This window comes from Thiocapsa bogorovii (assembly GCF_021228795.1).
Classification (GTDB): Bacteria; Pseudomonadota; Gammaproteobacteria; order Chromatiales; family Chromatiaceae; genus Thiocapsa; species Thiocapsa bogorovii.
The window spans coordinates 5,308,751-5,334,356 of record NZ_CP089309.1 but is presented as its reverse complement, the minus strand read 5'-3'; the positions used below and the strand labels follow the sequence as shown (position 1 = coordinate 5,334,356).

General features: G+C 63.0%; 27 protein-coding genes. 5 read left to right on the top strand and 22 right to left on the bottom strand.

From position 1 onward, the window contains the following. Positions 1-699 precede the first annotated feature (699 nt). On the top strand, positions 700-1,371 hold the full coding sequence (locus tag LT988_RS23745) for a VPLPA-CTERM sorting domain-containing protein (protein ID WP_232407979.1): 672 nt from the start codon (positions 700-702) through the stop codon (positions 1,369-1,371). 200 nt (positions 1,372-1,571) lie between these two features. Here LT988_RS23745 and cysM read toward each other — a convergent pair whose 3' ends face one another. Next, complete coding sequence (gene cysM, locus LT988_RS23740; protein ID WP_232407978.1) at positions 1,572-2,462, bottom strand: cysteine synthase CysM; 891 nt, start codon at positions 2,460-2,462, stop codon at positions 1,572-1,574. Positions 2,463-2,681: 219 nt separating this feature from the next. Between cysM and LT988_RS23735 the strand changes: the two genes are divergently transcribed. The 3 genes from LT988_RS23735 (at position 2,682) to LT988_RS23725 (ending at position 4,658) form a co-directional block, all read left to right on the top strand. After that, the gene (locus LT988_RS23735) at positions 2,682-3,095 is read left to right on the top strand and encodes an Hpt domain-containing protein (RefSeq protein WP_232407977.1); all 414 of its coding nucleotides are present in this window, start codon (positions 2,682-2,684) and stop codon (positions 3,093-3,095) included. Positions 3,096-3,429: 334 nt separating this feature from the next. Beyond that, positions 3,430-3,714: a hypothetical protein gene (locus LT988_RS23730; RefSeq protein WP_232407976.1), complete on the top strand. Its 285-nt coding sequence runs from the start codon at positions 3,430-3,432 to the stop codon at positions 3,712-3,714. Then, positions 3,648-4,658 (top strand): undecaprenyl-phosphate glucose phosphotransferase, encoded by a 1,011-nt coding sequence (locus tag LT988_RS23725; protein ID WP_332460587.1) that lies wholly within the window; start codon positions 3,648-3,650, stop codon positions 4,656-4,658. Before LT988_RS23730 ends, LT988_RS23725 begins: the two co-directional genes overlap by 67 nt. Before the next feature lie 89 nt (positions 4,659-4,747). Here the strand turns inward: LT988_RS23725 and LT988_RS23720 are convergent, their stop codons facing one another. Both LT988_RS23720 and LT988_RS23715 read right to left on the bottom strand, forming a co-directional pair. Next, on the bottom strand, positions 4,748-5,701 hold the full coding sequence (locus tag LT988_RS23720) for a stomatin-like protein (RefSeq protein WP_232407975.1): 954 nt from the start codon (positions 5,699-5,701) through the stop codon (positions 4,748-4,750). 164 nt (positions 5,702-5,865) lie between these two features. Beyond that, positions 5,866-6,333 (bottom strand): NfeD family protein, encoded by a 468-nt coding sequence (locus tag LT988_RS23715; RefSeq protein WP_232407974.1) that lies wholly within the window; start codon positions 6,331-6,333, stop codon positions 5,866-5,868. Positions 6,334-6,569: 236 nt separating this feature from the next. Here LT988_RS23715 and pap point away from each other — a divergent pair, with 236 nt between their 5' ends. After that, on the top strand, positions 6,570-8,147 hold the full coding sequence (gene pap, locus LT988_RS23710; protein ID WP_232407973.1) for a polyphosphate:AMP phosphotransferase: 1,578 nt from the start codon (positions 6,570-6,572) through the stop codon (positions 8,145-8,147). Positions 8,148-8,231: 84 nt separating this feature from the next. On the opposite strand, the gene LT988_RS23705 is transcribed toward pap, so the two are convergent. The 19 genes from LT988_RS23705 to LT988_RS23615 form a co-directional block, all read right to left on the bottom strand. Further along, the gene (locus tag LT988_RS23705; protein WP_232407972.1) at positions 8,232-9,005 is read right to left on the bottom strand and encodes a TatD family hydrolase; all 774 of its coding nucleotides are present in this window, start codon (positions 9,003-9,005) and stop codon (positions 8,232-8,234) included. Between the two features lie 199 nt (positions 9,006-9,204). After that, entirely contained in the window at positions 9,205-9,576 is a 372-nt protein-coding gene (locus tag LT988_RS23700; RefSeq protein WP_232407971.1) for a PilZ domain-containing protein, read from the bottom strand. A gap of 3 nt (positions 9,577-9,579) precedes the next feature. Continuing rightward, positions 9,580-10,608, bottom strand: coding sequence for a DNA polymerase III subunit delta' (gene holB / locus LT988_RS23695; RefSeq protein WP_232407970.1), 1,029 nt, complete (start codon positions 10,606-10,608; stop codon positions 9,580-9,582). Continuing rightward, positions 10,605-11,306: a dTMP kinase gene (tmk, locus tag LT988_RS23690; protein ID WP_232407969.1), complete on the bottom strand. Its 702-nt coding sequence runs from the start codon at positions 11,304-11,306 to the stop codon at positions 10,605-10,607. The genes holB and tmk overlap by 4 nt, the downstream gene beginning before the upstream one ends. Then, positions 11,303-12,316, bottom strand: coding sequence for an endolytic transglycosylase MltG (mltG, locus tag LT988_RS23685; RefSeq protein ID WP_232407968.1), 1,014 nt, complete (start codon positions 12,314-12,316; stop codon positions 11,303-11,305). The genes tmk and mltG overlap by 4 nt, the downstream gene beginning before the upstream one ends. Beyond that, complete coding sequence (gene pabC, locus LT988_RS23680) at positions 12,301-13,128, bottom strand: aminodeoxychorismate lyase (RefSeq protein WP_232407967.1); 828 nt, start codon at positions 13,126-13,128, stop codon at positions 12,301-12,303. Before pabC ends, mltG begins: the two co-directional genes overlap by 16 nt. Positions 13,129-13,242: 114 nt before the next feature. Next, on the bottom strand, positions 13,243-14,481 hold the full coding sequence (fabF, locus tag LT988_RS23675; protein ID WP_232407966.1) for a beta-ketoacyl-ACP synthase II: 1,239 nt from the start codon (positions 14,479-14,481) through the stop codon (positions 13,243-13,245). A 115-nt stretch (positions 14,482-14,596) separates the two neighbouring features. Next, positions 14,597-14,833 (bottom strand): acyl carrier protein, encoded by a 237-nt coding sequence (acpP, locus tag LT988_RS23670; RefSeq protein WP_007194668.1) that lies wholly within the window; start codon positions 14,831-14,833, stop codon positions 14,597-14,599. A 154-nt stretch (positions 14,834-14,987) separates the two neighbouring features. After that, complete coding sequence (fabG, locus tag LT988_RS23665) at positions 14,988-15,728, bottom strand: 3-oxoacyl-ACP reductase FabG (protein WP_232407965.1); 741 nt, start codon at positions 15,726-15,728, stop codon at positions 14,988-14,990. Further along, complete coding sequence (gene fabD / locus LT988_RS23660; RefSeq protein ID WP_232407964.1) at positions 15,715-16,665, bottom strand: ACP S-malonyltransferase; 951 nt, start codon at positions 16,663-16,665, stop codon at positions 15,715-15,717. Before fabD ends, fabG begins: the two co-directional genes overlap by 14 nt. Before the next feature lie 46 nt (positions 16,666-16,711). Continuing rightward, entirely contained in the window at positions 16,712-17,668 is a 957-nt protein-coding gene (locus LT988_RS23655) for a beta-ketoacyl-ACP synthase III (RefSeq protein ID WP_269752081.1), read from the bottom strand. Further along, positions 17,668-18,696 carry a phosphate acyltransferase PlsX gene (gene plsX, locus LT988_RS23650; RefSeq protein ID WP_232407963.1) on the bottom strand — a complete coding sequence of 343 codons (1,029 nt, stop codon included), beginning with the start codon at positions 18,694-18,696 and terminating at the stop codon, positions 17,668-17,670. Before plsX ends, LT988_RS23655 begins: the two co-directional genes overlap by 1 nt. Before the next feature lie 62 nt (positions 18,697-18,758). Continuing rightward, complete coding sequence (gene rpmF, locus LT988_RS23645; RefSeq protein WP_007194663.1) at positions 18,759-18,935, bottom strand: 50S ribosomal protein L32; 177 nt, start codon at positions 18,933-18,935, stop codon at positions 18,759-18,761. 141 nt (positions 18,936-19,076) lie between these two features. Then, on the bottom strand, positions 19,077-19,589 hold the full coding sequence (locus LT988_RS23640; protein WP_232407962.1) for a YceD family protein: 513 nt from the start codon (positions 19,587-19,589) through the stop codon (positions 19,077-19,079). Positions 19,590-19,722: 133 nt separating this feature from the next. Further along, complete coding sequence (locus tag LT988_RS23635; protein ID WP_232407961.1) at positions 19,723-20,856, bottom strand: sodium ion-translocating decarboxylase subunit beta; 1,134 nt, start codon at positions 20,854-20,856, stop codon at positions 19,723-19,725. Between the two features lie 5 nt (positions 20,857-20,861). Further along, positions 20,862-22,649, bottom strand: coding sequence for a sodium-extruding oxaloacetate decarboxylase subunit alpha (gene oadA, locus LT988_RS23630; protein WP_232407960.1), 1,788 nt, complete (start codon positions 22,647-22,649; stop codon positions 20,862-20,864). 169 nt (positions 22,650-22,818) lie between these two features. Next, a complete protein-coding gene (locus LT988_RS23625; RefSeq protein ID WP_232407959.1) occupies positions 22,819-23,085 on the bottom strand; it encodes an OadG family protein in 267 nt (88 codons plus the stop codon). 15 nt (positions 23,086-23,100) lie between these two features. After that, positions 23,101-24,396 carry an adenylosuccinate synthase gene (locus LT988_RS23620; RefSeq protein ID WP_232407958.1) on the bottom strand — a complete coding sequence of 432 codons (1,296 nt, stop codon included), beginning with the start codon at positions 24,394-24,396 and terminating at the stop codon, positions 23,101-23,103. Positions 24,397-24,406: 10 nt separating this feature from the next. Further along, complete coding sequence (locus LT988_RS23615; protein ID WP_232407957.1) at positions 24,407-25,591, bottom strand: ATP phosphoribosyltransferase regulatory subunit; 1,185 nt, start codon at positions 25,589-25,591, stop codon at positions 24,407-24,409. Between the last annotated feature and the right edge of the window lie 15 nt (positions 25,592-25,606).

Sequence of the window (25,606 nt, the reverse complement as noted above, 5' to 3'; positions counted from 1 at the left end):
GACTGACCGACAGCCTTGACTACCGAGCACACGCGGATTTTCCAATGTGATCACCCTTCAGGGTCCAGTCGAGCGAAATCGATCCGAACGTCAACGCCGCAGCCTAAATCGGCGCCGAAGAGAGGGCGTCCAGCGTCCGGGACCGCCAAGGCGGAAAGTTGTAAAGGAATCCGACATGACGGCGAACCGGTGCTGAAGCGACCTGCGGACCGGAGACAGAATGAATAGAATTCTTTATTCTACAGCGACTTCGTCGAGAACTGTTTTCTGGATTTTTCCGATCCGGTCCGCGTCCCATGTGGTCGTTTTTCGAAATATTTTACAGCGAGATAACTCCGCCGGGGCAGCTCGACGTGTTTCTCGCATGCAGAGGAGGCCGTTCGCTGCTTGAAGGCTATCGGGCCTAGGCGGTGACTCCTCGCCGGCACGTGAATTGACGGGAGTATCGTGATCTGTTGTTTTGTAAATTTTTTTCGGAATTCCTCACGGAAATTCCAGGCAGCCCGGGCAGGGCGAACAGGCGCAATCGTCCTCGATGAAAGGCTTCACAAACCCTGTCCGAGCAGCGACAGGACCTCTAGCGTCACGTGGCTCAAAGATAGGCACGCTTTCTGCTAGAGCAAGCGGTGCGGGGGTTGCGGCTGATGCCAGTGCCCGACGCTTGAACTCGGACGACAACAGCTCAAGAGAATTTCAATAATGAGAATCGCGACACGGAATCTGGTCGGTTTGGTGGCAATCTCCGCGTTTGCCCTTCACAGCGTCCCTGCAACGGCGGAGAGGGTGGATGCGACGCAGGCATCGTTTCAGTATGGCTTCGGACAAGCGGGGATTACGAAAGCAGATGATCGACACCTCAACGCGAATGCACTCGACGGGTCGACTAGCACTTTCCGAAGCTTAGGTTTGAATGGCTCTGCCGTCTTCGGATTTGGAACAGCCTTTTCGGGGCCCGTGACGGTCTGGGAGACGACATTCAACACATGTAACGACACGGGTGCCGGAACATGCAGGCACTGGCCGGAGAAGGTCGCGGTCTACGCGGGAAATTCCTGGGACTTCTCGAAGCCAAGCTTCCCAGCAATGACAGCCGAGCCCAGCCAATGGACGAAGCTCGGCGAGCTCGGGAACTTTGCGGCTTCGCCCCCGAACGGCGGAACTTTGAATGCAGACGGGGTTTTCCGGTATCTTCTCCTTGTCGACCTGGGCTTGAATACGTCTTCTCCGAAAGACGGTTTCGACGTGGCGAAGGTGTCCGTGAACGCGGTGCCGATCCCCGCTGCCGGTTGGCTTTTCGGAAGCGCGTTGATCGGGCTCGCGGCTGTGTCTCGACGCAAAAAAGTTCGTTCCGAAAAGCATCGGGAGTCATAGCGCACCAAGGTTCCCGCGATCCTCTCGGATGGCGGTCACCGCGCTGGCTTAGATCAAGTAATCCGTAGGTTGTGCTGACGATAGGAAGCACAACTTCCGCCGACGGTGGGTTGTGCCTCGCACGGCTCGGCACAACCTTCGCACCCCTCTAGCGTGAAGGCTCCGGACCGGAGCCTGGCGAATGGGTTGCCAGAGTTCGCCTAAGCCGGAAACACTCCGGTCGACAGATAGCGATCGCCTCGATCACAGATGATCGCGACGATAACGGAGTCGCTCAGCTCCCGCGAGAGCGACAGCGCTGCTGCGACGCAGCCCCCGGACGACACCCCGCCGAAGATTCCCTCCCGCGCGGCAAGCTCGCGAGCGGTCTGCTCGGCGATGTCTTGAGAAACATCGATGATCCGATCCACACTCGCGGGATCGAAGATCTTCGGAAGGTAAGCCTCGGGCCAACGTCGGATCCCGGGGATGCTTGAACCGGCCTCCGGCTGAACGCCGATGATTTGAATCTTCGGGTTCTGCTCTTTGAGGTAGCGTCCGGTTCCCATGATGGTCCCGGTCGTACCCATCGCACTGACGAAGTGGGTGATACGCCCGTCGGTGTCGCGCCAGATCTCCGGGCCGGTCGACTCGTAGTGCGCTGCCGGATTGTCCGGGTTGGAGAATTGATCGAGCCGGATCCCCTCCCCTCGCGCCTCCATCGCATTGGCCAGATCGATTGCCGCCTCCATGCTTCCCGCCTTGGGTGTCAGGACGATCTCCGCGCCGAAGCTGCGCATGACACCGCGTCGCTCCGCACTCATATGCTCCGGCATGATGAGCACCATCCGATAGCCCTTGATCGCCGCCGCCATCGCGAGCGCAATCCCGGTGTTGCCGCTCGTTGCCTCGATCAAGGTGTCGCCGGGTTTGATGGTGCCCCTTTCCTCGGCTCGACGGATCATGTTCAACGCAGGGCGATCCTTGACGGAGCCTGCGGGATTGTTGCCCTCGAGCTTGGCCAGGATCAGGTTGTCCGTCTTGCCGGGAAGCCGCTGGAGTCTGACAAGGGGCGTGTTGCCGACGAAGTCTTCGATTGTTGGGTAAGACATCTTCTTCTGCTCACATCGGCTTCGCGCCGGGCGGATAAAGGTTGTTTGGGAGAATCTTCAACTGCGTCGGGCGCCGACCAAGCCACGGCGGAGCCGCACCGGGGCCTCGTTCGTTCTTTCGGCCATCGCGGCATGTGGCGCGGAGCGTCACGAGCCCCTTGTTGCAAGGCCCAGGCGGCCGGTCGAATGAGCGAGCCCCCGCGCCAGCCTAGACGATGCATGCCCATTCCCGATACAGTACGGGAATTCAAGAAGACATCAACCGGGCATGCACGCACGATGGGCTACAGATCCAGACCGAAGGTATTGCCTGCTCGAGACACTGTCGCTGCCCTCGAGAGTGCCGGCGGTGATGCTGCTCTCGCGCAAGAGCTGCTTGCGGCCTTGCTCGATGGGCTGCCCGCCGAGATCGAAGCCTTGCGCGCCTGCGTCGAGGAGTCGGATTGGCCTGGGCTCGCCGAGCACGCCCATCAGGTGCGGGGAGCAACACGGTATTGCGGGGTTCCTGCGCTGGACGACGCCATCGAGGCTTTGGAGCGCGCGGCACGCTTGGGCGATCCTCTGCTGATCTCGAATGATCTCGCTGCTGTCGAGGCCCATGCAGGCCGGCTCGCCGAGGAATCCGGGGCTTAGCCGCTACGACGATCGTTCGTCGCCTTCCTACAAAGAATCCGGAGCGCTCGCCAAGGATCGGAAGTGCTCCGTTTTAAGATGTTTCGACATTCTGCGGCACCGCATGACGCCCTGAAAAGTCCTGCTTCGCATTCGGCCGAGGTCCCGACGTCCTTCGCTCCGGCAACATCAAGAGGACATTTCAAGAAATAAAACATGGGCTTAAATTCCATCAGAATAGACTGAAGACCGAATCACTGCCCTTCATCGCCCCCACAACAACCTCGGCACGAGCTTTGCTGCGGTGCCTACATTCGTTCGATCAAGTCGATCATCGCCCGATCCGAGGCCGATCATGTTTCCGGAAGAACTCTCTGCGAGGTTGCTGAAGAGCGTGACTGAGGTCGATCCGAACGCTAGACAGCAAGGGATCCCCAAGGACGACGACCCCAGTCTGAAAACCCGAAAACTCTCCGATCAAGCTTTGGCGGTTGCAGAGAGTCTCAGGGCATCGACGATCTCCGCGTCCGTCTTGACAGGAGTCGTTCGTGTTGCCGATGCGGTCGTTGTTGCATCGCTCGGCGCGTTGACCCTGCTGTCGACGGCGGGCGCAGTCGTGGTGCATCAGCGGCCGATCTGATTCGGGACATCCAAAAGCAACCCAGCCACGCGATTCGCATCTGCGGAATCTTCGACGACCGCAGGAGCGACCGATCACCGGCCATCGTCGCGGGATACCCGAAGCTCGGAAGCGTCGCCGACCTGGTCGAGTTTGCCCGCATCGCCCGGGTCGACATGCTGATCGTGACGATCCCGATCAATGCGGAGCGGCGGCTGCTCGAATTTCTCAAACAGCTCTGGGTGCTGCCGGTTGATATCCGCCTCTCGGCTCACACGGCCAGTTTGGATTTTCGCGATCGCGCCTCCTCGTTTATCGGGGGCGTACCCTTTGTCGACGTCGTGGACAAGCCGGTCGCGGATTGGGATGCGATCGTCAAGCGGACCCTGGATCTACTGGTCGCCAGCGTCGCCTTGATCATCTTGTCACCCATCATGCTTGCGACGGCGCTCGCAATCCGGCTGGATAGTCCAGGCCCCATCCTCTTTCGGCAGAAGCGCTACGGGTTCAACAACGAGGTGATCGAGGTCTTCAAATTTCGATCCATGTATCAGCACTTGTCCGATCCGCTCGCCAAGCGCGTGGTCACCAAGGGTGATTCGCGAATCACGCGTGTCGGGCGTTTCATCCGAAAGGCATCGATCGACGAGCTCCCGCAACTTTTCAACGTCTTGAGCGGGGAGTTGTCGCTCGTCGGTCCGCGCCCCCATGCGGTGAACGCACACACCGACGAGCGTCTGTGGGAGCAGGTCGTGGATGGCTATTTCGCCCGTCACAAGGTCAAACCGGGCATCACCGGGTGGGCACAGATCAACGGATGGCGCGGCGAGGTCGACACTCCCGAGAAGATCCACAAGCGGGTCGAGTACGATATCTACTATATCGAGAACTGGTCGGTCCTGTTCGACCTCTACATCATGTTCAGAACGCCTTTTGCGCTCTTCAACACCGAAAACGCGTACTGACGTCGATGTCGGGGATCGAGCGAAATCGGCCTGGAGCGACCGAGAAGCCGGGGTTCGCAAGCTCACCCCGGCCTACGGTGTCCGATCCTTCAGGTTCTGGTCACCTCGGCCGAGCCGACCGCTTGCAGTGTCTTGGCCAAACCCGCGACCGCTGCACCGATATTGCTGAGCTCCGCGGGTAGGATCAGCGTGGTTCCGGACTGCGCAACGCGCCCGAACTCGCGGACGTATTGCTCGGCGATCCGCAGACTCACGGCGTCCTTTCCGCCGGGTTTTTCGATGGCCTCGGCGATCCGTTCGATCCCGATCGCGGTCGCCTCGGCGAGCATCTGAATCTCGCGCGCCTTGCCCTCGGCCTCGTTGATCTGCTTTTCCTTCTCGGCTTCCGAGAGATTAATGACCTGGATCTTCTGACCCTCGGAGATATTGATCTTCTCTTGTCGCTCGCCCTCCGAGCGGGCCACGACCGCCCGGCGCTCACGCTCGGCGCGCATTTGCTGCTCGAGTGCGTCGGTGATGGTGCCCGGCATCACGATATCCGCGATCTCGTAGCGCATGACCTTCACGCCCCAAGGCTGCGCGGCGTCATCGAGAGCGCTGACGACCTCTTCGTTGAGCCTGCTGCGTTCCTCGAAGGTCCGATCCAGCTCGATCTGACCGATGATCGAGCGCAGCGTCGTCTGCGCCAAGCTCATGGACGCGAATCGATAGTCGGTGATCCCGTAGCTCGCCGACTGGGGGTCAATGACCTGAAGGTAGAGGACGCCGTCCACGCTCACGGCGATATTGTCCTTGGTGATGCACTGCTGCTTCGGGACATCGAGCGCCTCTTCCTTCAGGGTATGCCGGTAGGCAACCCGATCCACGAAGGGGATCAGGATGTGGAATCCGGCGTCCAGGGTGCGCGAATAGCGCCCCAAACGCTCGATGATGAAGGCCGAACGCTGGGGGACGATCTGTGCCGTCTTGGCCAACGCGATCACGATGACGGCCACCGCGACGATCGAAATCAGGGTGCTGATGCTGAGGTACATGTCATCCATCGTGCAGGTTCTCCTCTAAACCGCGTTCACTTTCAAAAACAATGTTGTATAAGGGATCTCGCTTGGGAACATCACGCACCGTCGGTCGGTGCGGTTTAGACGAGAAAGCAAAAAGGCGATGCGTCCGCACCGATGCTCCTGACCCGCATGCCGCAAGGCTCACCTCAGGAATCGGTGACGTTCGGAGGCGTTGCGCTGACGTGCAGGACAAGGCCTCGCCGGCCGGTGAGCCAGACCGGGTCGCCCGCATGAATGGGATCTGCGGACTCGGCGTTCCACCGAACGCCGTTGAGGGACACGACACCCGCTCCGCGCACAAAATCGGTCTGTGCCCGTGCCGGGGTGCCTTCCGGCAACACCTCACTGCCGCTCCCGCCGGTTTCCACCTGACCCCGAAACCAGGGCTTGAGGCGATGGCGCGCGAACAACAGAAGCGCGGCGCCGAGTACACCGAAAAGCAGGATCTGTGCGGGCGGGTCGATCGGGACATCGAGGAACAGCAGCAATCCGACCAACAGCGCGGCGATGCCGAAGAAGACGGCAATGACGCCGGGCAGCGCAAGCTCGGACAGGATCAGCACGACACCGATCAGGGTCCAGAGGGAGGCAGGGGTAAAGGTCCAGTCGATCATGGAAAGGCTCGCACCGATCGCTCCATCCGTTGCCGGGATCAGCCGGGACTTTACCATCCGAACGACCGCATGGCATACGCCGATGCCGCCGGACCAGCCGATCTTCGGAAAATCAATCGCGTTAGAGCGCTTGCTCGATCCGTCCCTTGCGAAGAACATACCCCCGAAGTCTACCGTTTCCCGCTTTGCGTGCCCGGGACGCGGAAGCGGATCCCGCATCATTGAGGATAAGACGCATGTTCGAATCGACAAAAGTTGGCCGCTCGGTCAGCAAGGACGACTTCAAAGAGCAGCAGGAACAGCTGCGCACCGAGCTTCTTTCGGCCCAACGCGACCTGAAAGACTCCGATATCCCGGTCGTTGTTCTCATCTCGGGCGTCGAGGCGGCAGGAAAGGGCGAGGTGGTGAACCGGCTGAACGAATGGCTGGATACCCGCGGTGTTCAAACCTTCGCCTTCTGGGACGAGACCGACGAGGAACGCGCGCGTCCGCGCTACTGGCGCTTCTGGCGTTCGATGCCGCCCCGCGGCGAGATCTCGATCCTCTTCGGCGGCTGGTATCAGACCCCGATCGAGCATCGCTTCCAGGGTCATTGCAGCGATGCGGAGCTCGACGGGGAGCTTAACCGCATCGTCGATTTCGAGCGCATGCTGATCCAAGACGGCGCACTCATTCTGAAGTTCTGGTTCCACATGTCCGAAGAGGAACAGAAATCGCGCCTGAAAGAGCTCTCGCGCGACGACAAGAGTCGCTGGAAGATGCTCCCGGACAAGAGCAAATTCTCCGAGCAGTACGCCGCATTCGAGCAGGTCGCCGAGCGTGTCATCCGCCACACCGACCGAGGCGTCTGCCCCTGGTATCTGGTGGAGGCCGAAGACAGGCGTTACCGGGACTTGACTGTCGGCAAAACCCTTCTGCACGCCATCCGCTCGCGGTTGGGAGAGACCCCCTCGGATAGCGTCAAGGCCAGCAGCGGGAGTCCGGAGCTCCCGAGCGGTGCGAATGCCCAGATCACGCTCCTGGATCAACTGGATCTCTCGCTCGCCTTGGACAAGGACACCTACAAGGCGGAGATGAAGCGCCTGCAGACCGAGATCAACGAGCTGGCTTGGAGCGCCTACAACAAGAAGCGATCGACTGTTCTGGTCTTCGAGGGTGTCGATGCGGGCGGTAAAGGCGGCGCGATCCGCAGGATCACGACCGCAGTCGACGCGCGTCTCTATCGCACGATCCCGGTCGCCGCGCCCACCGACGAGGAGAAATCGCACCACTATCTGTGGCGCTTCTGGCGTCACGTCCCGCGGGCGGGCTATATCACCCTCTATGACAGATCCTGGTACGGACGCGTTCTGGTCGAGCGGGTCGAGGGCTTCGCCGGCGATGCCGAATGGCGTCGCGCCTACTCGGAGATCAATCGCTTCGAAGAGCAGCTCGTGGACAGCGGCGTCATCCTACTCAAATTCTGGATCCACATCAGCCAAGACGAGCAGCTCAAGCGCTTCAAGGACCGCGAAGCTGTCCCGTACAAGCAATACAAGATAACCGACGACGACTGGCGCAACCGCGAGAAATGGCCGCAATACAAGGATGCGATCAACGAGATGGTGGTGCGCACCAGCACCAAGCATGCGGCTTGGACCCTGGTGGAAGGCAACGACAAACCCTACGCGCGCGTGAAGGTGCTCAAGACCGTCTGCGACACCGTGCGCGAAGCGCTCAAGCGCGACCCCGAGCCCACGGCCGGTTACCTGCCGTGCGGTGAAAAGCGTCCCGAGGAGGGGAAGAAGGGATCGAACGGCAAGTCGGAGTCATGATCCTAAACCGCGTCCCCGCGAAGGGTTGTGGATACAAAGAACGTCGAGCTCACTCGAAAACGGGCATCTCGCTCCGGACGCGGTTTAGGCGATGGCGAACAGACGGAAGTAATTCTCCCGCGTGATCGAGGCAATCTCTGCCGGATCCATCCCGCGAAGCTCGGCGATTCGGCTCGCGACATGGGCGACCATCTTGGGCTCGTTGGGTTTGCCGCGATGCGGCATCGGCGCAAGGTAGGGCGAATCCGTCTCGATGAGAAGGCGATCGAGCGGAACGCGACGCGCGACGTCGCGCAGCTCCTCGGCATTCTTAAAGGTGACGATCCCGGAAAAGGAGACATAGAAACCCAGGTCCATCCCGGCCTTCGCCATCTCCCAATTCTCTGTGAAGCAGTGCAGCACGCCGCCGACAGCGTCGGCGCCCTCCTCGCGGAGGATCGAGATCGTATCCTTGCGCGCATCGCGCGTGTGGATAATCAGCGGCTTGCCACATGCGCGTGCCGCTGCAATGTGGACGCGGAAACGTTCGCGCTGAAGGGCCGGATCCAGATCGCGATGGAAATAGTCCAATCCGGTCTCGCCGATCGCGACGTTCCGCGGATCCGCCGCCAGAGACACCAGGGTCTCCGCGGTCGGCTCCTCTCCGTGCTCCTGATTCGGATGCACGCCGACCGAAACAGCGATCTGCTCGAAGGGATCGACGAGGCGTCGCATGTCCGGATAATGCTCCAGGTCGATCGAGACGCAGAGCATGTGCGTGACACCGGCATCTGCGGTCGCCTGCACGAGCGCGTTGAAGTTGCCATCGTATCGGCGAAGATCGACACGATCGAGGTGACAATGGGAATCGACGAGCATCCGCTCTCCTAAACCGCGCCCGGTGCGGTATGCGTAATTTGTTGGAATGGCTTGGCCGCGCCAGCTCCGACGACTGTCGGAGTTGGCGCAGTGTAAATTATTGAAAAAGATTAAATTTTAAACTGCGTCTCACCGCGATCGAGGATGTCTCCAAAGCCATACGCACAGTGAAAATGAAGCATATTGCTCTGGACGCGGTTTACATGGTGTGTGTCGGACGATCCGAGTTGAGGGCGCCGACGAGATAGTCCTCGATCTTGCGGCGGGCCATCCCTTTGTCCTGGTCGCTGAACTGCACGCCGACACCGATCGCACGACTGCCCTCGGCACCCGGCGGCGTCACCCAAACCACCTTACCGGCAACCGGGATACGCTCGGTCTCCTCCATCAACTGCAGCAGAAGAAAGATCTCGTCGCCGAGCTGGTAGCGCTTCGTCGTCGGGATGAAGAGCCCCCCGTTTCTGACAAAGGGCATGAATGCGGCGTAGAGCGCAGCCTTGTCCTTGATCGCGAAACTGAGGATACGTTGCTGTCCCGCGAGGGACCCGGTGGACGCGCCCGGTGTCGCCATGGGTCAAGACCTCCTGATGGCTTGGCCCGCGCCGACGCGGAGCCATTCGATCGACAAGGATTCCAAGAGCAATTGGGGGTTCGCCCTGGTTTCCACCAGGGCACGTGCACGCAGGACCCGCTGCAGCAGCCGGTGCAGGGCGGTCGGCTCCAGACGCCCTGCAAGCGCTCGCAAGGCCTCGCGTTGATCCGGGTTGGCGAGCTGCGCCGGATGCTCGCTTGCGGCAAGACGCACCAGGTCGACCAGCCAGCCGGCCAACCAATCCAAGCATAGCCGTGGTCCGAGGCCGTTCCAGGCGGAAGCCTCCACCAGCGGGTCACGCTCCCCGCGCGCGACCGCGAGAAACCCGGCGATCCGCTCACGCCGCTGCTCCAGCCTGGCGTTGTCGAGCTCCTCCAACGCGCGCAGCGGACCGCCGTGCGCAAGGCAGAGGCGCAATTCGGCGGTCTCTTCGGGGATTCGCCCGGACAGCCAAACCAGCGCGTCCGCAGTTGACGGTGTCGGGATGCGGATCTGTCGGCAGCGGCTGCGGATCGTCGCCGGCAGGCGCCCGGGTTGCTCCGTGACCAGAACGATGAGAGCCGCCCCCGGCGGCTCTTCGAGAGTCTTCAGCAGGGCATTCGCGGCAGCGGCGTTGAGATGATCCGCAGGATCCACGAGGGTCACCTTCCATGCGGCTCGGCTCGGCGTCAGTGCGCCCCGATCCACGAGCGCGCGAATCGCCGCCACCGGGATCTCTTCGGATTTCGCATCCGGATCCGGGCCGACGCGCAACAGATCGGGATGGCTCTCGGCGGCGATGAGGGTGCAATCGTCGCAGCGTCCGCAGGCGAGTCCGTCCGCCGTCGGTGCGCCACACAGCATCGACCGAGCCAGCAGCTCGACAAGATGACGTTTGCCGATGCCGCGCGCTCCGCTGAACAAGAGGCCATGCGCGAGCCGACCGTCTGCTTTGGCTCGATCCAGGCGCATCCAATCCTCGGCCAACCAGGGCAAAGGGGCATCCAATGCGAGCGGTATCGGCCCGGTCACGCCTCTTCTCCGGTGCCGGACACATCGACGGTCTCGCCCCGACGGGTCTCGATCAGGGCTCGCAAGGCCTGCTCCACCTGCTCGCCGACGTCGCTCAAGGGTGCAGCCGCATCGATTAGGTAATAGCGTTCGGGGCTCGCACGCGCCCGTTCGAGATAGACCGCGCGCACCGCCTCGAAGAAGTGCAGGGTCTCCGACTCGAAACGATCGGCGGCCCCGCGGCCGCGTGCGCGCGCAAGCCCGAGCGCAGGCGCGAGATCGAAAAGGAGCGTCAGATCCGGCCGCAAGTCGCCCTGCACCAGTGTCTCGAGGGCCGCAATGCGCCGCGGATCCAAGCCGCGCCCCCCTCCTTGATAGGCGTAGGTCGCGTCGGTAAAGCGATCGCAAAGCACCCAGGCACCGGATTCCAGGGCAGGTCGGATCGTCTTGCTCAGATGCTCCGCCCGCGCCGCGAACATGAGGAGCAGCTCGGCGGTCTCGTCCATCCCGGTGTTGCCCGGATCGAGCAGCAAGGCGCGGATCCGCTCGGCGATCGGCGATCCTCCGGGTTCGCGCGTCGTCACGACGCGAAGCCCCATCGAAGCCAGAAGCGTCGAGAGCGGGGCGATGTGTGTCGATTTCCCGGCACCCTCGATACCTTCGAGGGTGATGAAGCAGCCCCGCTCCCGCTTTGACTTCACCGCGCTCGAAAGGCTCATGGCTCACCAAGGATATAGCGGCGAACCGCTCGGTTGTGCGCGTCGAGCGTGGCCGAGAAGACGTGGGTGCCGTCGCCGCGCGAGACGAAATAGAGGCTGTCCCCGTCCGTGGGATTGAGCACGGCATGGATAGCGGCCCGCCCCGGCAGGGCGATGGGTGTCGGCGGAAGGCCGTCGATGACATAGGTGTTATAAGCGGTGGCCTCGCGCAGATCGGCGCGTCGGATGCGGCCCTCGTAACGATCGCCCATGCCGTAGATCACCGTCGGATCGGTCTGCAGACGCATCCCCTTGCGCAGGCGGCGCACGAAGACACCCGCGATCTCCGGGCGTTCATGCGCGGCGCCCGTCTCCTTCTCGACGATCGATGCGAGGATCAGGGCCTCGTAGGGGCTGTCGATCGGGAGCCCGTCGCGGCGACCGGCCCACTCTTCTGCCAGGACCTGTTCCATGCGCTCGAAGGCGCGTTGTAGAACCGACAGACGCGGCGTACCGCGCGGGAAGCGGTAGGTGTCCGGAAAGAGGCGCCCTTCCGGATGCTCGCCGGGGCGACCGAGCTTGGCCATCAGGGCCTCGTCGGAGAGATCCGACAGCTCACCCGTGAAACGATCCTGGGCGTCGATCGCCGCGACCGCCTGCCGGAAGGTCCAGCCCTCGACCAGGGTCACGGGATGCTGAACGACCTGGCCCGAGGTGATGCGCGCCAAGACGTCGACCGGGGTCATCCCGGCGGTCAGCTCGAATTCGCCGGCCTTGATTCGCGCCTGGTCACCTTGCCGGTAGGCCAAGGCGATGAAATAGTAGGGGTGTTTCAGGATCCCCTCGTCGGTCATCCGGCGCGCCAATGTGCGCAGCGAGGTCCCGCGCGGGATATCGATGATCGTACTCTTCTCCGGCAAGGGCACCGGCGCCTTGACGAAGGCGCCGTAGTCGAGCAAGAGACCGACGCCGAGTGCGCCTGCAGCAAGCATCGAAACAAGGAAGGCGCGCTTGATCATGGATCGGGCCATTCAGGTGTCTGTGCCAATCGGCGGATCTGTTTCAAGAGATCGACGGGCAGCCGGTCGGGGTCGAACCCGCGCCCCGCAAGGCGAGCAACCGGCCAGACGCCGATCCGCGCGTTCGTCAGGAAGAGTCCGACGGCATCCTCGAGCATCCTTCGCGAGACGGGGCGCTCGACACAAGCGATCCCGGCCCGCGCCGCCGCTTCGAGTGCGACCGAACGCACCGTTCCGGCAAGGCCGCTGCGCGTCACCGCAGGCGTGGCGAGCGCGACACCGTTCCAGACAAAGAGATTCGTCATCGTCCCGCCCACGACGTCACCGGCGTCGTCGCACATCAGACCCTCGGCGATCTGCGGATCGTCCCATTCCTGTCGGGCAAGCACCGCGTCCAAACGGTTGAGATGCTTGATCCCGGCCAGACGCGAATTCACGGACGCTGGTGTCTCGCAATATCGGATCGCGACACCCCCGTGCGCAAGCGGATCGACGTTCGGAGGCGAGGCATAGGCCAGCAAGATGCGCCGGGGGTGCGGCGAGGCCGGAGGCCGATAACCGCGACCGCCGACGCCGCGGGTGACGATCAGCTTCAGAATGCCATCATCGAGTGCCGCGCAGATCCGAACAGCCTCCTCGCGCAGAACCGATCGCGAGGGCTGCGGGATCCCCAGCCGATCGGCGCCGAGCGCGAGACGCGCCAGATGGCGGTTCCACAGACAAGGCATTCCCTCGCGGATCAGAATGGTCTCGAACAGCCCGTCGCCATAGTGCAGACCGCGATCCCCGACAGGAAGCCGATCATGCTCAAGCCCGTCGACCAAGACGCGTCGAGTCCCGATCGCACCGGAGGCGCTGTCGTCAGCCGACGGATCGTCGATCGGAGAGGAAGGCGACGGACCGACCAAGCGGCGTCGAACTCGATTCGCGAACCGACCCTAGGGTCGGCGGAAAGCGAGGGTCCCGTTGGTACCGCCGAATCCGAAGGAGTTGGTCAATGCGACATCGATGCGCATCTCTCGGGCGGTATTGGGGACGTAGTCGAGATCGCAGTCCGGATCCGGAGTCTCGTAGTTGATGGTCGGAGGCGCGGTCTGATCGCGAATGGCGAGGATCGTGAAGATCGCCTCCGCCCCGCCGGCAGCACCCAACATGTGACCGGTCATCGACTTGGTCGAGCTGACCGGGATCTCGTAGGCGCGCTGTCCGAACGCGCGCTTGATGGCCATCGTCTCGGCTGCGTCGCCCGCGGGTGTCGAGGTGCCGTGCGCATTGATGTAGTGCACCTGGTCCTTGTCGAGACCTGCGTCCGCGAGAGCGAGCAGCATGCATTCACAGGCGCCTTCACCGTCTTCCGACGGCGCAGTCATATGGAAGGCATCGGAGTTCATCCCGACACCGACCAGCTCGGCATAGATGGGTGCGCCGCGCGCCTTGGCCCGCTCATACTCCTCGAGCACCACGACCCCGGCGCCGTCGCTGAGGACGAAGCCGTCGCGATCGCGATCGAACGGCCGGCTGGCCGCCTCGGGCGCGTCGTTGCGCGTGGAGAGCGCTCGGGCCGCGGCGAACCCGCCGAGTCCGACAGGCGAGGTTGCCATTTCGGCGCCGCCGGCGATCATGACGTCCACGTAGCCGTGGCGAATCATGATCGCGGCCTCTCCGATGTTGTGCGTCGCCGTACTGCACGCCGAGACGATCGAATAGTTCGGGCCTTTCAGTCCGAACTTGATCGAGAGGTTGCCGGCAACCATGTTGATGATATTGGCAGGAACGAAGAAGGGTGAGATCCGACGCGGCCCTTTGGTGCGGTAGGCTTCGTAATTGTTCTCGATGCCCGTGATCCCTCCGATCCCGGATCCAATCGCCACACCGATACGGCGACGGTTGGAGTCATCGATTTCGAGCCCCGCGTCGGCGATCGCCTGACAGCCGGCAGCCATTCCGTAATGGATAAACTTATCCATCTTTTTGGCTTCTTTCTCGGAGACGTAATTGCCGATCTCGAAGCCATAGATCGGGCCACCGAAGCGAGTGCTGAACGGCTCGATATCGAAGTGGGTGATGGGTTTGATCCCGCTTTTGCCGGCGAGGATGTTGTCCCAGGAGGACTTGACGTCCAAACCGACCGGCGCCACGAGGCCCAAACCGGTGACCACTACCCTTCTGCCTGACATTGCCTACCCCTTTCGTTCGAAACGCGATATTCGACGCTCGCCGCCGCGCCGGCATCCAGCTGCGGCCGACGGCCTTCGAGCCTCGGAGCACCCGACCCGGGTGCCGGACACCTGCCTAGGCCTGGTGCTGGTTGATGTAGTTGATGGCCTGTTGGACGGTGGTGATCTTCTCCGCGTCCTCGTCCGGGATCTCGGTTTCGAACTCTTCTTCGAGGGCCATGACCAACTCAACCGTGTCGAGTGAGTCCGCGCCCAGATCGTCGACGAAGGACGCCTCCGAGGTCACTTCCTCTTCTTTGACGCCGAGTTGTTCGACAACGATTTTGCGGACTCGATCTTCAACGCTGCTCATGGGGCTGATTCCTCCGGATGAATTAAGGTGGCCCTCGCTGGACCAGGCGGTATTCTAGTGACAATCGACGGCCGATGAAAGCCGCATCAATCCTCGGCAAAAAAGCACAAGGATCTGATTTATTTGATCTTAATCATATCGACGACGATGTCTTTCATGCCATGTACATGCCGCCGTTCACGTGTAGGGTCTCGCCGGTGATGTAAGCCGCTGCGGGAGAGGCCAAAAAGACCACGGCGCCAGCGATCTCCTCGGGCTGTCCGAGACGCCCCAAAGGGATGCCCCCGATCAATGACTGACGTTGCGTCTCGGGCAGTGCTCGGGTCATGTCGGTATCGATGAACCCGGGTGCGACACAGTTGACCGTGATCGCGCGTGATCCGACCTCCCGGGCCAACGCCTTCGTGAAGCCCATCATGCCTGCCTTGGCGGCTGCGTAGTTGGTCTGACCGGCGTTGCCCATGGCGCCCACCACGGAGGCGATATTGATGATCCGGCCTTTCCGAGCCTTGGTCATCGCACGCAAACAGGCCTTGGTGACGCGGTAGAGCGAGCTGAGATTGGTCTCGATGACCGAATCCCACTCCTCGTCCTTCATGCGCATGAGGAGGTTGTCATGCGTAATCCCCGCATTGTTGACAAGAATCCCGGGTGCACCTAAGCGCTCGGCGATCTCCCCGATTGCGGTCTCGACCGAGGCTGGATCGGAAACGTCGAGCACGACCCCGATGCCCCGGTAACCGGCTTGAGTGAGGGCGTCCTCGATCGACCGCGCGCCGGCCGCCGTCGTTGCGGTACCTGCAATGGCGGCACCCTGCTCGGCCAGCGCCATCGCAATGGAACGACCGATCCCGCGCGAGGCGCCCGTCACGAGCGCGATGTCATCTTTCAGCATTGCCTATCGCCTCCAGTGCCGCTTCGAGTGACTTCGGGTCGAAGACCGGCAGTGTCGTCAGATTGTCGTCGATTCGTTTGTTCAGCCCCGTCAGGACCTTACCCGGGCCGCACTCGATCGCGATGCGAAGACCTTCGGCGGCGACGGCATGCACCGTCTCGACCCACCTGACCGGGCGATACAGCTGCTGGACCAGTTGATCGCGCAGCTCCGCGCTGTCGGTGGCGCTCTGCACGCTGGCGTTGTGTAGGACCGCAACCTCCGGGACCCGGATCTCGATCGCAGCCAACCGTTCGGCGAGTCGATCCGCGGCGGGACGCATCAATGCACAATGCGAGGGGACACTGACCGGCAAGGTCACCGCACGCTTTGCGCCCGCAGCCTTGGCGGCGCCGAGGGCACGGTTCACGGCCGCGGTCTCGCCCGCGATCACGACCTGGCCCGGTGCGTTGAAGTTCACCGCCTCGAGCACTGCGCCCTCGGACTGCGCGGCGCAGAGCGCCACGACATCGGCATCGCTCAGACCCAGTACGGCGGCCATCGCACCCTCGCCCGCCGGGACCGCCTCCTGCATGAAGCGCGCACGCTCGGCCGCCAAACGCACCCCGTCGGCAAAGCTCATGGCTCCTGCAGCGACCAGGGCCGAATACTCGCCCAAGCTGTGACCGGCCATCAGACGCGCCGGCGATCCGCCGGCCTGCTGCCAGGCGCGCCAGACCGCGATACCGGCGGTCAGCATGACGGGTTGGGTGTTCCGGGTGAGATCCAAATCGGCTTTCGGGCCTTCGCTGACCAAACGCCATAGGTCGAGATTTAAGGCATCCGATGCCTCATCGAAGGTCCTGCGGACCTCCGGGTACGATTCGGCCAGCGCATCGAGCATCCCGATCGACTGGGAGCCTTGACCGGGGAAGAAAGCGGCAATCATGTGTGTCATCCTTATCGGCAACGAACCTGCAACGAATCGAACGTCGACAAACCGATCAGTAGCGGACCAAGACCGAACCCCAGGTGAAACCACCCCCGAAGGCTTCCATCAAGAGGAGCTCGCCACGTTGAATGCGCCCGTCACGCACGGCCTGATCGAAGGCCAGCGGAATCGAGGCCGCGGAGGTATTGCCGTGCTCCGCGACCGTGACCACGACGCGCTCCATGGGCAGATCCAGCTTGCGCGCGGTTGCCTGAATGATTCGGATATTGGCCTGGTGCGGGATCAACCAGTCGATCTCCGACTTGGACATACCGGCGGCCGCAAGGGTCTCGTCGACGATGCGCCCGAGCGTCGTGACGGCGACCCGGAAGACCTCGTTCCCCTTCATCTCGATGAATCGGGCGTCGGGATGCCCGTTGCCGAGTCCTCCCGGGACTTGAAGCAGGTCCTTGTAGGAGCCGTCTGCGTGCAGATGTGTCGAAATGATGCCCGGCTCGTCAGCGGCTTCCAAAACCACTGCGCCGGCTCCGTCTCCGAAGAGGACGCAGGTGCCGCGGTCCTCCCAGTTCAGGATACGTGAAAGCGTTTCGGCCCCGACCACCAGCGCCCGTGTGGCGGCGCCCGTGCGGATGAACTTATCGGCAACGCCGACCGCGTAGACAAAGCCCGTGCAGACCGCCTGAAGGTCGAAGGCCGGGCAACCGTGGACGCCGAGACGCTGCTGCAGGAGGCAGGCGGTACTCGGGAAAAACTGATCCGGTGTCGTCGTCGCGACGACGATCAAGTCGATGTCGGAAGGCCGCAGACCGGCCGCATCCAGCGCTCGGCGGGCCGCGACCTCGGCGAGATCGCAACAGGTTTCCCCTTCGGAGACCAAATGGCGTTTTTCGATGCCGGTGCGCTCGAAGATCCAGGTCGCCGTGGTGTCGACGATCGCCTCCAGATCGGCATTCGTCATCGTCCGGGCCGGGAGATGACTCCCGGTCCCCAGGATGCGCGAGTAAATCATCAGGCGATCGCCTTGTATTGTCCGCTGTCGAGGTGCCGGCCGACTTGCTCGCCGATCCGCTTGGGTATGTTCGCGTGAATCTCCTTCAACGCGATATGGATTGCATTCTCGAATGCGATCTCGTCTGCACCGCCGTGACTCTTGATCACGATCCCGCGCAGACCGAGGAGACTGGCCCCGTTGTAGCGACGGGGATCCATCGTACGGCGAAACTGTTTGAGAATGGGCATCGCGGCGAGCCCGGCGAGCCTGCTGAGCCACGTTCGCTTGAACTGGGTGCTCAGGGAGTGACTGACAAACTTGGCCACCCCTTCGCTGCACTTGAGCGCAACGTTGCCGACGAATCCATCGGCGACGACCACGTCGATGTCGTCGAGGAAAATGCCGTCGCCTTCGACATAGCCGACATAGTTTAAGCCGCTGCGCAGGAGCAGCTCGTTGGCCTGCTTGACCTGCTCGTTGCCCTTGATCTCTTCCTGACCGATGTTCAGGAGCGCGACACGCGGTGCAGCAACGCCTTCGACGGCGGTGACCAGCTCACTGCCCATCACGGCGAATTGGAAGAGATGCTCGGCCGTGCAGTCGACGTTGGCACCCAGATCCAGCATATGGGTGTGTCCGTGAAGAGAAGGCACGGCCGTAATGATCGCCGGGCGATCGACGCTCGGCAGGGTCTTGAGCACGAAGCGTGCGGTCGCCATCAGCGCTCCGGTGTTGCCTGCGCTGACACAGGCGTCCGCCTCGCCGCTCTTGACCAGATCGATGGCCACGCGCATCGAGGAATCCTTTTTGCCCCGCAACGCTTTTGACGGCGCCTCGTCCATCCCGACTTCTTGGGTCGTCGGGCGGATCTTCAGTCGAGTCCGGTCGGCGTTTCCGAGGTGCTGACCGATCCTCCTCTCGTCGCCGACGAGAATCAGATCGACGCGATCCGAGGCTGCAAGGAAGCGAAGCGCAGAGGCAATCACGACACCCGGGCCGTGATCGCCCCCCATGGCGTCGAGCGCGATTGTCGAGACAGATCCCATCCCGAGAACGTTCGAGCTGCGGTCGTACGCTGGTTTTAGAGCTCCGAGGCGACCGCGTACGGTCACTCAGAGCGATCCAGAACCTTGCGGCCCCGGTAGAAACCGTCCGGTGTCACGTGGTGGCGAAGATGCGTCTCGCCGCTGGTCGGGTCGACCGACAGTGTCGGCTTGCTCAAGGCATCGTGCGAGCGACGCATGCCACGCTTGGACGGGGTTTTTCGATTTTGCTGAACGGCCATCTTTGATCTCCGAATAACGCGCGGCCGCTACTCGAGCGGAATCGCGATGTTTTTGCCAATCTATCGATGAATGCTGTTGGGGGACGGTCTCCTGCGCAGCGGGGACCCGCCGAGCTCAAGCCTCCGGACCGTCCCGTGTGCTCATTTCCCGGGTGTTTGTTTGAGTGCGGCCAAGATCTCGAAGGGCCCTCGCCTAGCCTCCGATCCCGTTTCCCGGTTCCTTGCCGATGCAGTCGCCTCGCCATGTTCAACCGGACCCGCCGTGCAGGATCCGACAGGATGCCGCGGAACGACGGGAACCGCCAGCAGCAGCTCGTCTTCGATCATGTCCAGAGGAACGAGCCGTTCCTCGGTCACCAGCCAAGGGTCGAGATGCTCGGGGAGATCGAGCGCTTCCTCGTCCCGGCGGATCAACGCCAGCTGGATCCGAGCGTCGACCGGAATCTCAACCTCGCCGAGGCAGCGCTGACAGCACAACCGAAGCGTCGCGCGAACTCGACCCGCTACGATGCACCGACCGTCTCGATCCCGGGAAAACCGAAGCTCGACGCTGGCTGCGCCGAGGACCGCAGGTTCCTCGAGTTCCGAATCGACCCGGCGTGCCTCCTGCTCAGGTGCATCCATGGCAGCGGCGAGCCGCTGGAATTCACTCAAGCACACATCGCCGTCGAGGACGAAATCCCGGCGACATGCTCGCCAGGGATCGATTGGTTCAGAAAGGGCACTCGACATAAGCGCGCCAAAATAGCGTATTTACGATCGCAACGTCAACCTAAACCGCATCTGGTCATGGGCCCACCAGAGCGAGCAAAACGCCGGCGGCGACCGCCGAACCGATCACGCCGGCAACGTTTGGGCCCATCGCATGCATCAGCAGGAAATTGTGGTGATTTTCGGCCAACCCGACCTTGTTCACGACCCGCGCAGCCATAGGGACCGCGGAGACACCGGCTGCACCGATCAACGGGTTCACCTTCCCCCCGCTGAGGCGGCACATGATCTTGCCCATGATGACTCCGGCAGCGGTACCGATGCTGAAGGCGACGGCACCGAGCACCAGGATTCCCAAGGTCTGCGTCGTGAGAAAGAGCTCGCCCGAGAGCTTGGACCCGATTGCCAGTCCGAGCAGGATGGTGACGACGTTGATGATCTCGTTCTGAGCCGCACGGCTGAGGCGCTCCACGACCCCGCTTTCACGCAGGAGATTGCCCAATGTGAGCATTCCGATCAGCGGGGCTGCCGAAGGCAACAGGAGGGCGCAGAGAAAAAGGACGGAGAAAGGAAACAGGATGCGTTCCAGGCGCGAGACCGGGCGCAGCTGTTCCATCACGATGCTGCGCTCTGCCTTGGTCGTCAAAGCACGCATGATCGGTGGCTGAATGATCGGAACAAGTGCCATGTAGGAATAGGCGGCGACCGCAATCGCGCCGAGGAGGTCGGGGGCGAGACGCGAGGCCAAAAAGATCGCGGTCGGCCCGTCCGCCCCGCCGATGATGCCGATCGCGGCGGCATCCGCCAGAGTAAAATCGAACCCGGGCAGTAGATTGAGGGCAAGCGCACCGATCAGCGTGGCGAAAATGCCGAACTGCGCCGCGGCGCCGAGGATCAGCGTCGAAGGTCTGGCGATCAAGGCGCTGAAATCGGTGAGTGCGCCGACGCCGAGAAAGATCAGCAAAGGAAAGATACCGGTCTCGACACCGACGTGGTAGATCATGCCGATCATTCCGTCCGGCCCGGCCATCCCGGCGATCGGTATGTTCGAGAGAATCGCACCGAATCCGATGGGCAGCAGCAGGAGCGGCTCGAAGCGCTTGGCGATCGCCAGATAGATCAGGCCGAGGCCGACCATAAGCATCAGCAGCTCGCGCCAGGTGACATTGGCGATGCCGGTGGACTGCCAGAGGGTAAGAAGCGCCTCCATGTCGCTCAGCCTAGGGTCAGAAGGGTCTGGCCGACTTGAAGGCTGTCGCCCTCCTTCACCGAGACCGCCAGCACCGTTCCGGCTTCCGGCGACCGGACCTCGGTCTCCATCTTCATGGCCTCGAGCAGCATGATCAGCTCTCCGGATGCGATGACCTGACCGGGCTTGACCCGCACCGAGACCACCGTGCCCGCAAGCGGGGCCGGCACGTCACGACCGGCGGCCGGGGGCGGCAAGGAGGCACTCGGTAAGGGTGTCAGCTGCTCCACAGCGCCTTCCGGAGAGATGACGACGTGATAGTTGCGGCCGTCGACCTCGACCCGATAGCGTTCGGCGACGGCAGGGATAGCGACCGGAGCCGCCGCGGGCGCGACGACGTCTGGACGCACCGGCTCATCCCAGGGCGGCGGCTCGAAGACACCCGGTTTACCCCGATTCTCCAGAAACTTGAGGCCGACCTGAGGGAACAGGGCATAGGTCAGGACATCGTCCACGACATCCGAGGCAAGCGTCAGAGAGCGCTCCTCGGCCAAGCGCTGCAGCTCCGCGGTGAGCACGTCGAGCTCGGGCGTGAGATTGTCGGCCGGACGGCAGGTGATCGGTGCCTCGCCCTCGGCCAAGACGCGCTGCTGGAGCTCGACGTCGACCGGGGCCGGCGTCGCCCCGTACTCGCCCTTCAGGACGCCTGCAGTCTCGTTGGTGATGCTCTTGTAGCGCTCGCCCATCAAGACGTTGAGGACGGCCTGGCTGCCGACGATCTGGGAGGTCGGTGTGACCAAGGGGAGAAAACCCAGTTCCGCGCGAACCTTCGGGATCTCGGCAAGGACTGCGTCGAGACGATCGGTAGCCCCCTGCTCACGCAGTTGATTCTCCATGTTGGTGAGCATGCCCCCAGGCACTTGAGCGACCAAGATGCGCGAGTCCACACCCTTGAGCGCTCCCTCGAACTTGGCGTATTTCTTACGGACCTCGCGGAAATAGGCCGCGATCTCTTCGAGCAGGGGGAGATTCAATCCGGTCGAGCGATCCGTCTCTTCGAGGATGGCGACCACCGATTCGGTCGGTGAATGCCCATAGGTCATGCTCATCGAGGAGATGGAGGTATCCACCATATCGATGCCCGCCTCGGCCGCCTTGAGGATGGTGCAGGTACTCATGCCTGTCGTGGCATGGCTCTGCATAGCGATCGGAACGCTGCAGGTCTCCTTCAACCGGGTCACCAGCGACTCGGCGACATAGGGTTTGAGTAGGCCGGCCATATCCTTGATGCAGATCGAATGGCAACCCATGTCCTCGAGACGCCGGCCCATGTCGACCCAGTATTCCAGGTCGTGTACAGGGCTGACCGTGTATGACATGGTGCCTTGGGCGTGCTTGCCGGTCGCCAACGCGGCCTTGACCGAGGTCTCGAGGTTGCGCACGTCGTTCATGGCGTCGAAGATGCGGAAGACGTCGATTCCGTTGAGGGCGGCGCGCTCCACGAAGGTCTCGACCAGGTCGTCGGCATAATGCCGGTAGCCGAGCAGGTTCTGCCCTCTCAGCAGCATCTGCTGACGTGTCTTCGGCATCGCGGCCTTGAGCAGGCGCAGTCGATCCCAGGGGTCTTCGCCGAGATACCGGATACAGGCATCGAAGGTCGCACCACCCCAGCTCTCGATCGACCAATAGCCGACGTCGTCCAGCTTGGGCGCGATCGGGAGCATGTCCTCGATACGCAGTCGGGTCGCAAGCAAGGACTGGTGTGCGTCGCGCAGGACGACATCGGTGATGGCAAGTGGGTTGGATGGCTTCATGCGGGACTCGATCTCGGGTTGAGTGATGACCGATCGTCAGGTCGCGTGCCGATCGCCGCGCGTGGGACGAAGACGTTCGTCGGACTCGTGCGGTCGTGCACAAATGCGACGCGATGCGGGGGGCGAGCGCCGAGATCCGATCGCGGCACGACCCGGCGAGGTCGATGCGTCAAGGCCGATGCCGTCGGCGATAGGCCTGGATCGCCGCACCGATGGCCGCAATCAATCGCGTGTCGTCGGCCGCGGGCGGTGCTGCAAGCGGATGCGTCGCGACCCTGGTCTCCGGGGGCACGTCCTCGGGACCCCAGCGTGCCACCGCCTTCGACACCAACACCAGCAAGCCGACCAGGATCGCGAGGAAGGTAAAGACGATTCCCAGGCCGATGACCATCAGCCAGAGGCCCTCGGTCAAAAGGTCCACGACGGCGGTGTCCATGGCGTCAGTCAGGTATCAGACATCGAAGGGGTGGCGACGGACCAGGGTTTCGACCCGATCCGGACCCGTGGAGACGAGGTCGATCGGGATCCCTCCCAAGCGCTCGATCGTCTCGAGATAGGTGCGCGCCGCGGCCGGCAACGCCTCGTACGAGGTCGTGCCGACCGTCGACTCGGACCAACCCGAGATCTCGATGTAGCGCGGCTCGCAGCGCTCGAGCGCGTCGGCCCCGACCGGCGGCGCATCGACCTCATCGCCGTCGAGGAGATAGCTGGTGCAGATCTTGATGGTGTCGAGGCCGTCGAGCACGTCGAGCTTGGTGATACAAATCCCTGTGACACTGTTGATCGCGAGCGAACGTTTGAGCGCGACCATGTCGAGCCAACCGCAGCGTCGTTTGCGCCCGGTGGTCGCGCCGAACTCATTGCCCCGCTGACCCAAAAGGTCGCCGACGTCGTCGAACAGTTCCGTCGGGAAGGGTCCTGCGCCGACGCGGGTGGTGTAGGCCTTCACGATCCCGAGGACATAATCCAGGTCGCGCGGCCCGACACCGCTGCCGCTCGCCGCACCGCCGGCGGTTGTCGTGGATGAGGTCACGTAAGGGTAGGTGCCGTGGTCGATGTCGAGCAGGGCACCCTGGGCACCCTCGAAGAGGACGTCTTTGCCTTCGGCACGGCAGTGATGCAGATAACCGGGCACATCCACCACGAGTGGCCGCAGCGCCTCGGCATGATCGAGGTACTCGTCGAGGACCGCGTCATAGGACAGCTTCGGGGCCTTGAAGTAATGCTCGAGCATGAAGTTGTGATACTCCATGACCTCGCGCAGGCGCTCTTTGAAGTGTTCGGTGTCGAGAAGCTCGCCGAGACGGATGCCGCGACGCGCCGTCTTGTCCTCGTAGGCGGGCCCGATCCCTCGGCCGGTGGTTCCGATCGCCTTGACTCCGCGGGCGAGCTCGCGCGCCTGATCGAGCGCGATGTGGTAGGGCAGGATCAAGGGACAGGCCGCGCTGATGCCGAGCCGCTCGCGGGCCGGCACGCCGGAGGCTTCGAGCATGGCGAGCTCTTCCTGCAGCGCCGAGGGCGAGAGCACCACGCCGTTGCCGATCAGGCAGCGCACGCCCTCGCGCAACACGCCGGACGGGACTAGGTGCAGGACGGTCTTCACGCCGTCGATGACCAGGGTGTGCCCGGCGTTGTGGCCCCCTTGAAACCGCACCACGACCGATGCACGGTCGGTCAGCAGGTCCACCACCTTACCTTTGCCTTCATCACCCCATTGGGTGCCGATTACAACGACGTTGTTGCCCATCTTTAGTCATCTACTCCGCGAGGATATCGTCTAGTTCCCAACGCCCGTCACGTTCGACCAGGACCTGCCGACAGTCCGGATGGCGCAGATCCGACTCCGGCCCGGGCAGCGCATGGACGACGCGCCGTCCGGAGGCACGGAGCCGCTCGACGGCCTCCTGCAATGCCGGCGATGTGGACCAGGGCGCGCAGACCGCCTCGTCGCTCTGATCGACCCGTTGTCCGTGACGCAGCAGCTCCTTCAAATCCGTGCTGAAGCCGACAGCGGGACGTGCGCGACCGAAGACGCGCCCGATGTCGTCGTAGCGTCCGCCGCGCGCGATCTCCAGCCCCCAGCCGGGGACGAAGGCGGCGAAAACCGCCCCCGTCTTATACCGGTAACCACGCAGCTCCGCCAGATCGTAATGGATGGAAACATCCGGGAGCCAGCGACCAAGCTCGTCGGCGAGTCGGCGCAGGTAGTCGACGGCATCGTGCACCGGGCGATCGGCCTCGCGCAGGAGCGTCTCGGCGCGCGTGAGCGCATCCGCTCCGTTGAGCTCTGCCAAGGCGGACAACATGCGCGCCGGGGCGCCGCCGAGACCGAGCCGCGCGATCAGTGTCTCGATCTCGGGAACGGCCTTGCGCTGCAGTGCGTCGAACAACGCATGCTCCCCGGCGGGAGACAGTCCCGCTTGCCGGGCGAGACCGCGATAGATTCCGACATGCCCCAGATCCAGATAGGTCTCCCGAATCCCTGCCGCTCGCAAGGTCAGCATGATCAGCCGCAGGATCTCGGTGTCGCTCTCGATCCCCGAATGCCCGTAAATCTCGGCCCCGATCTGCAGGGGGCTGCGGGTGCCTGCGAATCCGTCGCTGCGCGTATGCAGGACCGTCCCGAGATAACACAACCGAGTCGGGGCATCGCGTCTGAGGTGGTGTGCATCGATCCGGGCAACCTGCGGGGTCATGTCGGCGCGCACACCGAGCAGCCGCCCGCTGAGCTGGTCGGTCAGCTTGAAGGTCTGAAGGTCGAGATCCTGACCGGTTCCGGTCAGAAGCGACTCGAGATAGTCGATGAAAGGCGGGATAACGAGCTCGTAACCCCAGCTCGCGTAGAGATCCAACAGCTCGCGCCGCAGTGTCTCCATTACTCGCGCCTGAGCAGGCAGTACCTCGTCGATCCCGGCCGGCAACAGCCAGCGTTCCTCGTTCATGCGTGTTTTAGCCCC